The organism is Pseudomonas mendocina, from assembly GCA_037482215.1.
Taxonomy (GTDB): Bacteria; Pseudomonadota; Gammaproteobacteria; order Pseudomonadales; family Pseudomonadaceae; genus Aquipseudomonas; species Aquipseudomonas mendocina_E.
Window position 1 is genome coordinate 1,913,446 of the sequence record CP148074.1, and the last position, 13,191, is coordinate 1,926,636.

General features: G+C 57.6%; 13 protein-coding genes. All 13 read left to right on the forward strand.

Features of this window, described 5'->3' with window-relative positions:
• Positions 1 to 4 precede the first annotated feature (4 nt).
• The 13 genes from WG219_08655 to kdpB all read left to right on the forward strand — a co-directional run bounded on the left by WG219_08655 (position 5) and on the right by kdpB (position 13,167).
• Complete coding sequence (locus tag WG219_08655) at positions 5 to 352, forward strand: DUF4389 domain-containing protein (protein WXL27508.1); 348 nt, start codon at positions 5 to 7, stop codon at positions 350 to 352.
• Positions 353 to 365: 13 nt separating this feature from the next.
• Positions 366 to 830, forward strand: a complete 465-nt coding sequence (sixA, locus tag WG219_08660; GenBank protein WXL27509.1) for a phosphohistidine phosphatase SixA — start codon at positions 366 to 368, stop codon at positions 828 to 830.
• A 118-nt stretch (positions 831 to 948) separates the two neighbouring features.
• On the forward strand, positions 949 to 2,616 hold the full coding sequence (locus WG219_08665) for an AMP-binding protein (protein ID WXL27510.1): 1,668 nt from the start codon (positions 949 to 951) through the stop codon (positions 2,614 to 2,616).
• Positions 2,617 to 2,677: 61 nt separating this feature from the next.
• Positions 2,678 to 3,121 carry a hotdog fold thioesterase gene (locus tag WG219_08670; protein ID WXL27511.1) on the forward strand — a complete coding sequence of 148 codons (444 nt, stop codon included), beginning with the start codon at positions 2,678 to 2,680 and terminating at the stop codon, positions 3,119 to 3,121.
• Between the two features lie 53 nt (positions 3,122 to 3,174).
• Positions 3,175 to 3,969, forward strand: a complete 795-nt coding sequence (locus tag WG219_08675; GenBank protein WXL27512.1) for an alpha/beta hydrolase — start codon at positions 3,175 to 3,177, stop codon at positions 3,967 to 3,969.
• A gap of 11 nt (positions 3,970 to 3,980) precedes the next feature.
• The gene (locus WG219_08680; protein ID WXL27513.1) at positions 3,981 to 4,844 is read left to right on the forward strand and encodes an alpha/beta hydrolase; all 864 of its coding nucleotides are present in this window, start codon (positions 3,981 to 3,983) and stop codon (positions 4,842 to 4,844) included.
• A 51-nt stretch (positions 4,845 to 4,895) separates the two neighbouring features.
• On the forward strand, positions 4,896 to 5,558 hold the full coding sequence (locus tag WG219_08685; protein ID WXL27514.1) for a glutathione S-transferase N-terminal domain-containing protein: 663 nt from the start codon (positions 4,896 to 4,898) through the stop codon (positions 5,556 to 5,558).
• Positions 5,559 to 5,566: 8 nt separating this feature from the next.
• Positions 5,567 to 6,367: a DUF4892 domain-containing protein gene (locus tag WG219_08690; protein WXL27515.1), complete on the forward strand. Its 801-nt coding sequence runs from the start codon at positions 5,567 to 5,569 to the stop codon at positions 6,365 to 6,367.
• Positions 6,368 to 6,451: 84 nt separating this feature from the next.
• Positions 6,452 to 7,534: an AI-2E family transporter gene (locus WG219_08695; protein ID WXL27516.1), complete on the forward strand. Its 1,083-nt coding sequence runs from the start codon at positions 6,452 to 6,454 to the stop codon at positions 7,532 to 7,534.
• A gap of 137 nt (positions 7,535 to 7,671) precedes the next feature.
• A complete protein-coding gene (locus WG219_08700) occupies positions 7,672 to 9,138 on the forward strand; it encodes a YdgA family protein (GenBank protein WXL27517.1) in 1,467 nt (488 codons plus the stop codon).
• Between the two features lie 185 nt (positions 9,139 to 9,323).
• Positions 9,324 to 9,413: a K(+)-transporting ATPase subunit F gene (kdpF, locus tag WG219_08705; GenBank protein ID WXL27518.1), complete on the forward strand. Its 90-nt coding sequence runs from the start codon at positions 9,324 to 9,326 to the stop codon at positions 9,411 to 9,413.
• Between the two features lie 8 nt (positions 9,414 to 9,421).
• The gene (gene kdpA, locus WG219_08710) at positions 9,422 to 11,122 is read left to right on the forward strand and encodes a potassium-transporting ATPase subunit KdpA (GenBank protein ID WXL27519.1); all 1,701 of its coding nucleotides are present in this window, start codon (positions 9,422 to 9,424) and stop codon (positions 11,120 to 11,122) included.
• An 11-nt stretch (positions 11,123 to 11,133) separates the two neighbouring features.
• Positions 11,134 to 13,167 carry a potassium-transporting ATPase subunit KdpB gene (gene kdpB / locus WG219_08715; GenBank protein WXL27520.1) on the forward strand — a complete coding sequence of 678 codons (2,034 nt, stop codon included), beginning with the start codon at positions 11,134 to 11,136 and terminating at the stop codon, positions 13,165 to 13,167.
• Positions 13,168 to 13,191 lie beyond the last annotated feature (24 nt).

Below are 13,191 nucleotides of genomic sequence, written 5' to 3' on the forward strand. Positions count from 1 at the left end.
CACAATGAGCGGTGAACAAAAGACGTTACAGCGGGAATCCATTGTGCTGCGTGTATTGTGGATGGTGATTTATGCCATCGTTTGGCAAGTGGCTGAGCTGGTATTGCTGGCAGTTGTTGTCGTGCAGCTGGGCTACCGGCTTTTCTATGGCGCACCCAGTGCGAGCTTGTTGAGTTTTGGGGACAGCCTGAGTCAGTTCATCGCCCAAATCGGCCGCTTCGGTACCTTTAATACAGATGAAAAGCCTTGGCCATTTGCTGACTGGCCGACCCCACAGGCGCCTCAGGGTGAGCAGCCGCACACAGTAGCGCCAGCTGCACAACCGGTACGAGACGAAGAACCTAAAATCTGATTGGGGGAATGCCATGAAACTTTGGCTGCTGCGCCATGGTGAAGCCGAACCTGCCCGCCAGAGTGATGCTGAGCGTGAGCTAACGGATTTTGGCCGCCAACAGGCCAGCCGTGCCGCAGAGGCCATGCGTGGCCAGCACCTACAGAGGGTGCTGGTTAGCCCGTATATCCGCGCTCAGCAAACGGCAGAGCTGTTCTGCCAAGCGCTGGGTTACAGCGGTGTGCGTGAGACTGTTTCTTGGCTCACCCCTGAAAGCTCATCGCGTCATGCGATTGAGCAATTGGATCAGTACAGCGACCAAAATATTTTGCTGGTCAGCCATCAGCCGTTGGTGGGGGATTTGGCGGGGCTTTTGGTAAATGGGCATCGTCAGGATCCCGTACCGATGGGCACATCCAGTCTTGCGGCGTTAGAAGGCGAGGCCATTGCCACTGGTCTGATGTATTTACGGGATTTACGCCATTCCATGCGCGATTAATCCCATATCACTACACAACGATACATTTCCCCTCTTGCGATAACCCCTTTGTACGTGGAATAGTCGACCAAGCAATCGCTTGGTAGGCTCCACAAGAATAACAAAGGAGGTATTCCGCGTGACTGAAGCAATCCGTCTGCCGCTCGAGCTGTTTTATGAGCGTGAAACGCGTCACCCAAACAAGCTCTATATGGTGCAACCTCTGGTGGGCGGGCAGCTTCAGGAACTGACCTGGGGTGATGTCGCCGATCAGGCGAGGCGGGCGGCAAATTGGCTGCGTAGCCGCGAGCTGCCTCAAGGCAGCCGTATTGCAATCATTTCCAAGAACTGCGCGCATTGGATCATCGCCGATCTGGCGATCTGGATGGCCGGGCATGTGTCCGTACCGCTGTATCCAAACCTGACTGCCGAATCCATGCGTCAGGTGCTGGAACATTCAGAGTCAGAGCTGGTTTTTATCGGCAAGTTGGATGACTGGGCGGCGATGGCCCCAGGGCTACCTGAGGGGTTGCCAACAATCAGCCTGCCGCTGCATCCGTCCGGTACGTTCAATTACAGCTGGAGCGACCTGCAAGCGTGTACGCCGATCAAGGATTCTCCACTTCCAGCTGCTGACCAGCTGTCCACCATCATTTACACCTCAGGCACCACCGGAACGCCCAAAGGGGTGATGCACAACTTCGGTAATTTTGGCTTTGCAGCAGGCCAGGCCACTGCGCTATTCGGTGTAACGGACAAAGACCGGGTGCTGTCGTATTTGCCTCTGTGCCATGTGGCTGAACGCATGTTTGTCGAGCTTTCATCTATCTACGCAGGGCAGACGGTGTTCTTTGCCGAAAGTTTGGAGACGTTTGTAAACGATTTGCGTCGTGCAAGGCCGACAGTGTTCTTCTCCGTTCCACGGCTGTGGACCAAGTTTCAGGTTGGCGTGTTCAGCAAGATGCCGGAGCAGAAGCTGGAACGTCTGCTCAAACTGCCCATTATTGGGCGAATCGTCGGTAAGAAAGTGCTGGCAGGGCTTGGCCTTGATGCGGTTCGTTATGCCTTGTCCGGTGCCGCGCCTGTACCTGAGGCTCTGCTGAAGTGGTATCGCCGGCTCGGCCTGGAAATTCAGGAAGTGTATGGCATGACCGAAAACTGTGGTTACTCCCACGTATGCCGTCCGGGCATGTTCAAACTTGGTTGGATCGGACAGAACAACCCAGGTGTGGAGGTGCGGATTTCTGCTGAGGGTGAAGTGCAAGTTCGCAGCGGCGCCACGATGCAGGGCTACTACAAAGACCCGGAAAAGACCGCCGAGACGATTACTCCGGATGGCTACCTGCGCACAGGCGACAAAGGCGAGCAGGACGCTGATGGGAACCTGCGCTTGACCGGGCGCATCAAGGAAATCTTTAAAACCACCAAAGGCAAGTACGTGGCACCCGCACCAATCGAAAACCGTATCGGTGAGCATTCCCGGATTGAGCAGGTCTGTGTAGTGGGCGATGGCATGCCGCAGCCTATTGCTTTGTGTGTGCTCTCTGATGAGGGGCGCCATGAGGCTTCAAATGGTGCACGAAGCGATCTGGAAGGCAGCCTGAAAAAGTTGCTGGAGGAGGTCAATAAGGCCTTGGATCAGCATGAACGTCTAAACAGCCTCGTGCTCATGAATGACGTGTGGACGGTAGAGAACGGCTTCCTGACGCCTACGCTCAAGATTAAACGCAATGTGGTCGAAGGCTCCTATCGAGATCACTTCGAACGTTGGCAGGCGCGTTCTGAAACTGTTATCTGGCAAGACTGAGTGCAGCGGGCCGCTCTACAGCGGCCTGTCTGTTTCTGGAGCTGAAAGCAAGGACGACATCATGAGTATCTGGCACCAAACCCCTGACCTCGAAACGCTAAACCGTTTGCAGAAGAACACCATTGGCGAACAGTTAGATATCCGCTTTGAAGCAATTGATGAGGAGTCTCTCAGTGCCAGCATGGTGGTGGACTCGCGCACTCATCAACCTTATGGCGTGTTGCATGGAGGGGCTTCGGTCGTGCTGGCCGAGACAGTCGGCTCCATGGCCAGCTACCTATGTATCGACCCCACCAAGTTTTATTGCGTTGGTCTTGAGGTGAACGCCAATCACCTTCGGGGCGTGCGCTCTGGGCGTGTCACTGCTGTTGCCAGGCCTGTTCATCTTGGGCGAACCACGCACGTTTGGGATATCCGTATCAGTGATGAGCAGGGCAAGAATAGCTGCATTTCACGCCTGACGACTGCCATCGTGCCGTTGGCGGCCAAGGTACAGGAGGCCTGATGCCAACCGTTCAGCTAAGCTCAGCTGACATCTGTTGAGGCGCACTGGTTGTTATGTCCCGTTCGATCTTTTTTGCCCACGCCAACGGGTTTCCCTCTGCAACCTATGGCAAGTTGTTTGCGGCGCTGGAGCCGGATTATCAGGTGCAACATCTGCAGCAGCACGGCCACGATCCGCAATTCCCGGTGAACGATAATTGGGGCAATCTGGTTGATGAGCTGATTCATCATCTGCAACGCGGTGGACAGCCTGTTTGGGGTGTTGGGCATTCGTTGGGAGGCGTGCTGCATTACCATGCGGCCTTGCGACGGCCTGAGTTGTACCGTGGTGTTGTGATGCTGGACTCACCCGTTCTGACATTGCCTGACCGGCTGGTGATCCGTACGGCCAAGCGCTTTGGCTTTATAGACCGAATCACGCCGGCAGGGCGTACGCTGGGGCGTCGTGAACGTTTCGGGGATCACACTGAGGCGCGGGATTATTTTGCTGGAAAAACCCTGTTTAGAGCGTTTGATCCGGAGTGTTTGGATGCCTATGTCCAGCATGGCTTAGTAGAAGACGACTGCGGGCTGCGCCTGCGCTTTGATCCTCATACCGAGATCAATATCTACCGCAGCGTGCCACACCTGAGTCCGGGCCGTCTTAAACAGTTGCAAGTGCCTCTGGCTGTGGTGCGGGGTAGCAAAAGTCGGGTGGTGTTGCCGCACCAAGCCCGTTTGGTCTGGCGTGCCCCTAAAGGCGAGTACATGACCCTGCCAGGCGGGCATATGTTCCCTCTGGAACGCCCACAGGACACCGCATATCTGCTTAAATCGCTCCTCCAGCGCTGGACAGACGGCGCGAAGTAAGAGCCTGAGGCATGAACCTGAATTTTGAAGAAGTCCGTTTGCGTCTCCCTCATATCGAGCTGGCCGCCCATATGTATGGGCCGGAAGATGGTCAGCCGGTTATTGCCCTGCATGGCTGGTTGGACAATGCCGCCAGCTTTGCCCGCCTTGCGCCGCTGCTACCGGGGTTGAGGATTGTTGCGGTGGATTTGCCGGGGCATGGTCATTCCGATCATCGACCGGCCGGCAATAGTTACGCCATCTGGGATTATGTCTACGACGTGCTGCAAGTTGCAGAACAGCTGGGCTGGCAGCGTTTTTCTCTGTTGGGGCACTCCATGGGAGCAATTGTCTCGGTGATCCTGGCGGCGGTAATGCCGGAGCGGGTCGAGCGTTTGGCTCTCATTGATGGCTTGCTTCCACAGACAGCGGAAGCCGATGCAGCGCCGAGTAAAATGCAGGAGTCCCTCGTTGCGCGCCTGGCTCTGGCGAGCAAGCGAAAACCGGTATACGCACAAATCGACCGGGCGATTGAGGCACGTATGCGCGGCGTCGGTGCGGTTAGCCGCGAGGCTGCCGAGCTTTTAGCTCAGCGAGGGCTGATGCCGGTGCCAGGCGGTTACACGTGGCGAGCCGACAGTCAATTAACCCTGCCATCGCCCATGCGCTTTACGCGGGCACATGCTTTAAGTTTTGCCCGCAAGCTGCAATGTCCGGCGAAATTAGTGTTGGCTGAACAAGGCATGCTGCATGCGCAGCCGAACATCCACGAAGTACTTTCAGATTTGCCGGTGGAGGTCGAACAGCTTCCGGGTGGGCATCATTTGCATTTGGACGACGAGCAGGGTGCTGCCTTGGTAGCAGGTAGTTTCAAAGCTTTTTTGAGCGCGCCTTGACTTGCTCCGCGTAAGTGGGGAAAGGTGTCGGTATAACCCACGGAGATAGTCATGATCGACCTTTACACAGCCGCCACGCCCAATGGCTACAAAGCTTCGATTGCACTGGAAGAACTGCAACTGCCGTATGAGTTGCATGTGCTGAGTTTTGACAAACGCGAACAGAAGTCTCCTGAATTCCTCAAGATCAACCCCAATGGCCGCATACCGGCGATTGTTGATCGCAGCGAAGGGGATTTCGCCGTGTTTGAATCCGGTGCGATCCTCATCTACCTTGCTGAAAAAACCGGGCAATTGATGCCGACCGATTTCAAAGGCCGTTCAAGGGTCATTCAGTGGCTGATGTTCCAAATGGGCGGAGTTGGCCCGATGCAGGGACAGGCGAACGTGTTTTATCGCTATTTCCCGGAAAAACTCCAAGGCGCCATCGACCGTTACCAGCATGAAACCCGCAGGCTTTATGAAGTGCTGGACGGGCGCCTGGGCGAGTCACAGTTCCTGGCGGGCGATTACAGCATTGCCGATATCGCCACCTTCCCATGGGTACGCACCCATGAATGGGCGGGCGTTTCAGTTGATGGCTTGGAGCATCTGCAACGCTGGCTGGCGGAAATTGCTGCCCGCCCAGCGGTGCAACGCGGGCTGCAAGCGCCACTGCGGGAGCAGGACAGCGGAAAGCTGGTCAAGTCGGCTCAGTCGATCATCGTTAAATGAGAAAAGCTATGCGTTTATGCGTTGCACTGGCAGCAAGCCTGGCCTGCACAACTGTGTGGGCTGATGTGGCTGGCAGCCGCGATCTTGTTGTGCTGCCGAGGTTTCCCGGCAGCGAGATCGTCGCTTATAACCACCTGAGTGATCAGGAGCGGATATACCCACAAGGCGCCATCCGCCGTATCAGCGGCAAACTCCGTTTTGAGCGGGAGGTGATGGCTCAAGGTGGCTTTACCGCCGTTACCTATGAGTTGCCACGCACTCACTCAGCCAATGAGGTGTTCAATAGTGCCCGTGAAGGCGTGCACAAGCAGAACGCCGAGCTGTTGTACTGGTGTGTAGGTCGGGAGTGTGGCTCCAGTAACTTGTGGGCCAATTCGGTGTTCAACAACGCGACCCTGTATGGTTCTGATGCGCAGCAAAGCTATGCGCTGCTGCGCTTGGCTGAGCCGCAGCAAAATAGCCTGTTGGCGCTGTACAGCATCACGCGCGGAAATGGCCGGGCCTATCTGCACGTTGAACAGCTGGATGCCAATGCCGCCTTACCAGAGCTCTTGCCAACCCCGGCGACCTTACAGCGAGCGTTGAAAAACAGCGGTGAACTGCGCCTGCCTAAACTGTCTGAGCCTACTGAGGCTTGGGTTGCGGTGTTGGCTCGAAGCCTCAACCTTGACAGCACCCTGCGTGTAGCGCTGAGCGGGGAACAGGCTGCGGCTTGGCGTGATGCCTTGATTGCGCAGCAAGTACGGGCGGCGCGTATTGAGGTTGATACACAGGCTGTAGCCGGTTTGCTGGTAAAAGTCCTGCGCTAAGCTGTAGCAATGCGCACGTTGCGTTCGAACCTTTTCACGGCTCTGCCTAAGTGCGCGGAGCCTTTTGTTTCTGTGGGAGTTTAAATGGGCAATAACGATCGCTTGCTGGTGCAGATATTGATGCTCAGCTTGCTGGGCGCGAGCTTGTGGGTGCTGGCGCCATTTTGGTCCGCCTTGTTTTGGGCTGCCGTGCTGTCATTTGCCAGCTGGCCGCTCATGCGCATCCTGACCAATCTGCTGGGCGGTCGTCAGGCCCTTGCTGCTGGGTTGCTAACCCTGGCTTGGACGGTGTTACTGGCCGTGCCTTTGGTGATGTTGGGCTTCAACCTGGCTGACCACATCAAAGATTTCACCAGCATGGTCAAGGACTACCAAGTAGACGGCTTGCCACCGCCCCCCGTGTGGCTCGGGACGTTGCCGATGGTGGGCAACTATCTGGTTGAGCTGTGGCAGACCATAGATAAGCAGGGCGCGGAACTGTTTGCCACTGTACAGCCTTACTTGGGGCAAGTCGGTAACTGGCTGCTGACACGCAGCGCCAAGATTGCGGGTGGCATGGTGGAGCTGGCCCTGAGCTTGGTGCTGGTGTTCTTCTTCTACCGTGATGGACCACGTTTGGCTGCACTGGTTGAGCGTCTGCTGGAACGTCTGATTGGTAACCGTGCCGAGCACTACATAGAGCTGGTTGCCGGTACGGTTCAGCGGGTGGTTAACGGTGTGATCGGTACGGCGGTGGCGCAAGCGATTCTGGCTTGGATCGGTTTCACCATTGCTGGGGTTCCGGGAGCACTGGTGCTGGGCTTCCTGACCTTTGGCTTCAGCCTGATCATGGTTCCGCCGCTGGTGTGGGGGCCTGCTGTAGCCTGGCTGTTCTGGCATGGCGAGATCGGCATGGCGATCTTCCTGGCCATCTGGGGCTTCTTTGTCATCAGTGGTGTGGACAATATCCTCAAGCCCTACCTCATCAGCCGCGGCGGCAACCTGCCGTTGATCGTGGTACTGCTGGGGGTATTTGGCGGTATTTTGGCCTTCGGTTTTATGGGCCTGTTTATGGGGCCGACACTGTTGGCCGTCGCCTACAGCCTTTTGGGCGATTGGGTGCGTACGCCGGTCTATGACCCGTGCGCGGAAAATCCCCCGCAGCCGCAAGACAAACCTAAAAGCTAGCCTGCAACGCCAGATAATCCGTTACGATTCTGCACGTAGCTGAATTGTGTCGGATTGTCTGGATTTCTCACTGTTGACCTATGTAGCAGGCAGGCGGCATGGGGCGGTATGTTCGAAATATTAGTAATGGATGTCTCATGAAGAAATATATTCTGGGTGCAGCGATTGCTGTGGGGGCGATAGGCTGCGCTGGGGCTTGGTACACCGGGAAGGTATTACCGGATGTGCTTCAAGCCTCCATCAACCAGGCTAATCAGGAACTGGCTAAATCGCTGCCCTCATTAGGTGTTAACGGCACGATTGAACTGACTTCGCTGGAAACTCATTTTTTTAGCAGCTCCGCCCGTTACAAAGTGCGGTTAGACATACCGGACGAAAACGGCAAACAGGTCAGCACAGAACTGTATTTCACTGACAAACTCGACCATGGACCGTTCCCGCTTTCGCGCCTGCTGCGTATGAAACTGTCGCCGGTTATGGCTGAAAGTAATTTCGAGCTTGAGTCCAGCCCAGAGCTGGCTAAGTGGTTTGCCGCCACCAATGGCGTCGCCCCGGTCAGCGGTAATTTGTCCGTTAGCTATTCACAAGCGATTGAAGGCGACTTGCGCATGGAAAAGGCGCTGGCAACCTTGCCGGATGAGACGCGTATCGACTTCAGTGGTCTTGATCTGCGCATTGAAAGCAGCGCTGGGGCGGATCGGGTGAAGTCCAGTGGACTGATGGCACAGCTGAAGGTGTCGGCCCCCATTGAGACTGGCGAAACCCTGCATATTGATATGCAGGACCTCACGTTTAGCAGCAATCTGAAACGTGGCGGCGGTGATTTCTACTTTGGGGGTACCGACGGCAAGATCGCATCGCTGTCCTTTGCTGTCGATGACGAGCAACCGTTGCTGATTAAGGCCCTCGGCTATGATTCGCAGAGCAGTGAAATCGGCAATATGCTGTCCCAGCGCGATGCCTACCATACCGGCATGATCAGCTATCAGGGGCAGGATATTGGTACGGCTGAAGCGGTTATGCAGGTCAGCAATATTGATACCTCGGTGGCCAAGTCGCTGTTGGAGTTTTATGGCGAGCTGCTTAAGCAAGACCAGTCGAACTCATCCGAGCTGACGCCTGAACAGGAAGAGCGGCTGCTGGCAGAGGTGAATAAATTGCTGGCGGGTAAGCCCATGTTTACCTTGGAAAAGCTGGCGCTTAAGACTGCCAATGGTCAGGCCGACGTTCGCCTCAGCCTGAACTTGGATAAGCCGGAATCGTTCGAACTTGAAGCGCCCGAGCTGACCCGCCAATTACTTACCAAGCTGGACTTCAACTTCACCCTGTCGAAGAAGCTGATTGAGGATGTGGTTGGCGTACAGGCGGCGCTGGCGGGGCTGACGGATCCGCAAGCGGTCGCCCAGCAGGCGAAGATGAGCAGTCAAATGGCTGGCATCATGGCCATGAGCACTGGCTTGGCAACGGTGAATGACGAAACCATCAGTAGCGCCTTGAGCTATGCCAACGGACAGGTGACGTTCAACGGTAAGCAGATGCCATTGGAGCAGTTCGTGGTGCTGCTCATGAATGCCAGTTCTGGCTTTATGGGGCATCAGCCCTGATCAGGGTTGAACCCACGTGTTATCCAAACGGCCAACCATCGTGTTGGCCGTTTGCGTTTTAGGGCACTCGCTACTGAATCTTTACGGATTCTTTATGCCCAGCGGCGGCTACTCCAATCGCTCCTTTACGCCACTTGCGACGAGACTTTGTTTCAGGCGAGCACTGCCTTGAAATGGAGCAAGTCATGAGCGTTCTTGATGGTATGGCCCTGGCCTTGGCTGTGGGCCTGTTCATTTATCTGCTGATTGCGCTGCTGCGCGCTGAACAGGCGTAGGAGGGCATATGCACAGTTACGATTGGGCGCTGCTGGCGCTGTTTTTCGGATTGCTGCTGGTGCCTGCGCCTTTTATCGGGCGCTACCTGTACCGGGCAATGGAGGGCGAGCGCACCTGGCTGACTCCTGTACTACGTCCGTTTGAGCGGCTGTGCTACCGCGTTGCCGGGATCGAGCCGGACGACGAACAAGATTGGCAACGCTACAGCCTAGCCCTGCTGGTCTTTACCTTAGTCTGCCTGCTGGCGTTGACCGCGATCTTGATGCTGCAAGGCCTGTTGCCGCTGAACCCGCAGCACCTGCCGGGGCTTGAGTGGAGCCTGGCGCTGAACACAGCGGTGAGTTTTGTCACCAACACCAACTGGCAGGCCTACAGCGGTGAGGCCAGCCTGAGCTATTTCAGCCAAATGGTTGGCTTGGGTGTGCAGAACTTTGTCAGCCCGGCAGTGGGGCTGGCGGTTCTGGCTGTGCTGTGCCGGGGTTTCTGCCGTGGCTCCAGCCGCAGCGTCGGTAATTTCTGGGTCGATCTGACTCGCGCCACGCTTTACGGCCTGTTGCCGTTTGCGCTGGTGCTGGCGCTGCTGCTGGTATGGCAAGGCGTGCCGCAGAGCTTTCACGATTATGTGCATGTGCAGACACTCGGCGGCCACGAGCAGGTGGTGCCGCTTGGCCCGGCTGCCAGCCAGATCGCCATCAAGCAGTTGGGCACTAACGGCGGCGGCTTCTTTGGGGTGAACTCGGCGCATCCGTTCGAAAACCCCACCGCCTGGAGCAACCTGTTTGAGATGGTCTCCATTCTGCTGATCCCGGCGGCGCTGATTTTCACCTTCGGCCATTACGTGAAGGACTTACGCCAGAGCCGCGCCTTGCTGGCTTGCGTGCTCCTGCTGTTCTGCGCCGGGCTGGGCGTGACCCTGTATGCGGAGCTGCAACCGAACCCGCTGCTGGCTGGGTTGCCGGTTGAACAGGTCGGCTCATTGGAAGGCAAAGAAAGCCGCTTCGGCACTGTCGCCTCGGCATTGTGGGCGGTAGCCACCACGGCGGCTTCCAGTGGCTCGGTTAACGCCATGCACGACAGCTTGAGCCCCTTGGGTAGCCTGATGCCGATGTTCAACATGATGCTGGGTGAGGTGATCTTTGGCGGTGTTGGGGCTGGGCTGTATGGCCTGCTGCTGTTTGTGCTGATCACCGTGTTTCTGGCCGGGCTGATGATTGGGCGTACTCCGGAGTACCTGGGCAAAAAGCTGGAGGCGCGGGAAGTGCGGCTGCTGGTGCTGACGCTGTTGGTCATGCCGCTGGGTGTGCTGGTGCTGACGGCACTGGCGGCAAGCTTGCCGGGCGCTGCGGCTTCGGTGAGCAATCCGGGTGCCCATGGCTTCAGCCAACTGCTCTACAACTACACCTCGGTGACGGCCAATAACGGCTCAGCCTTCGGCGGCTTCTCCGCCAATACCCCGTACCACAACCTGATGATGAGTCTGGCCATGCTGCTCGGGCGCTTTGGCTACATCCTGCCGGTGCTGGCGATTGCCGGTGGTCTGGCGGCGAAGAAGAGCGCCCCGCAAGGCAGCAACAGCCTGCCGACTCACAGCCCGATGTTTGTGGCGCTGCTGGTGGTGATCATTCTGGTGGTGGGTGGTTTGACGTTCCTGCCTGCGCTGGCACTGGGGCCGATTGCTGAGCATCTGTCCATGGTGCAGGGCCTGTGAGGAGTCGTGAGATGAAAATGAATACCGATATGCAGGTTAAGCCCGTGCAACAGCCAGCTCTATGGCCTGAGGCGTTGCGCCAGGCGCTGGTCAAACTCGACCCGCGTCAGTTAGTGCGCTCGCCGGTGATGCTGGTGGTGGAACTGACCGCAATTGTCACTACGTTGCTGTGCTTTGTTCCGAACCCTGCGGTGTCGCTGGGTTTATCGGTGCAGATCGCCCTGTGGTTGTGGTTCACCCTGCTGTTTGCCAACTTTGCCGAGGCGTTGGCAGAAGGGCGCGGCAAAGCTCGGGCGGATAGCCTCAAAGCGGGTAGTCAGGGTCTGAGTGCGCGGCGGCAGAAGGGCGAGCAATTTGAAACCGTGCCTGCCAGCAACCTGCGCAGTGGCGATATCGTCCGCGTCGAAGCCGGGGAGATGATCCCCGGTGACGGCGAGGTGATCGAAGGTGTGGCAGCCGTCAACGAGGCGGCGATTACCGGGGAATCGGCACCGGTGATTCGCGAATCCGGCGGCGACCGCTCGGCGGTGACCGGCAATACGCAGGTGGTGTCCGACTGGTTGCTGGTGCGCATTACCGCCAACCCTGGCGAGTCCACGTTGGATCGCATGATCGCGCTGGTAGAGGGCGCCAAACGCAAGAAAACCCCGAACGAGCAGGCGCTGGATATCCTGCTGATCGGCCTGACCCTGATCTTCTTGCTGGTGGTCGCCACCCTACAGCCCTTTGCCCGTTACGCAGGCGGCGAGTTGCCGCTGATTTATCTGGCCGTACTGTTGGTCACGCTGATCCCGACCACCATTGGCGGCTTGCTCTCGGCCATCGGTATTGCCGGGATGGACCGCCTGGTGCGCTTGAACGTGATCGCCAAATCCGGCCGGGCCGTGGAGGCAGCAGGGGATGTGCATGTGCTGTTGCTGGACAAGACCGGTACCATCACCTTTGGTAACCGCCGTTGCAGCGCGCTGCACAAGGCACCGGGCGTTACCGAGCAGGAACTGAACGAGGCAACACTGCTGGCCTCGCTGGGTGATGACACCGCTGAGGGTAAATCTATCGTTGAGTTTCTGCGCAATGCAGGCACCCGTGTGGTTACTGAGCGCAATGCGTTGGAGTCGATTGCCTTCAGTGCTGAGACGCGCTTGTCCGGCGCCAACTGGGATGGTCATCGCTACCGCAAAGGCGCGGTGGATGCGCTGCTGACTTATCTGGACATGACCCGCGAGCAGTTGCCCGCCGCCCTTAAACGGGAAGTGGAGAAAATCGCCCAGAGCGGCGGCACCCCGTTGCTGGTGGCGGCTGACGACAAACTGCTGGGCGCCATTCACCTGAAAGACGTCGTCAAACCGGGCATCCGTGAACGCTTTGCCGAGCTGCGCCAGATGGGCATCCGCACGGTGATGGTGACCGGTGACAACCCGCTGACAGCGGCAGCAATTGCGGCGGAAGCGGGCGTTGATGACCTGATTGCCGAAGCAACACCAGAGAAGAAGCTTCAGCGTATTCGTAGCGAGCAGGCCGAAGGCAAGCTGGTGGCCATGTGTGGCGACGGTGCCAATGACGCTCCTGCGCTGGCTCAGGCCGATGTGGGCCTAGCCATGAACGACGGCACCCAGGCTGCCCGTGAAGCCGCCAACCTGGTGGACTTGGATTCCGACCCGACCAAGCTGCTGGATGTGGTGCAGGTGGGCAAGGAGTTGCTGGTAACCCGTGGCGCGCTGACCACCTTCTCGGTGGCCAACGATGTGGCCAAGTATTTCGCCATCCTCCCGGCGTTGTTTGCAGGCATCTATCCGCAGCTGGGCGTGCTCAACCTGATGCACCTGCACAGCCCGCAGAGCGCGATTCTCTCGGCCATCGTGTTTAACGCGCTGATCATCATTGCGTTGGTGCCGTTGGCGCTGCGCGGGGTGCGGGTCAAGGCGCTGGATGCCGCGCAATTACTGCGGCGCAATCTGCTGATCTACGGCGTAGGTGGGCTGCTGGCGCCATTTACCGGAATCAAACTGATCGACTTGCTGCTGGTGGCGGCGGGGCTGGTTTAGGCAATATCAGGTAAAGGAGAACAC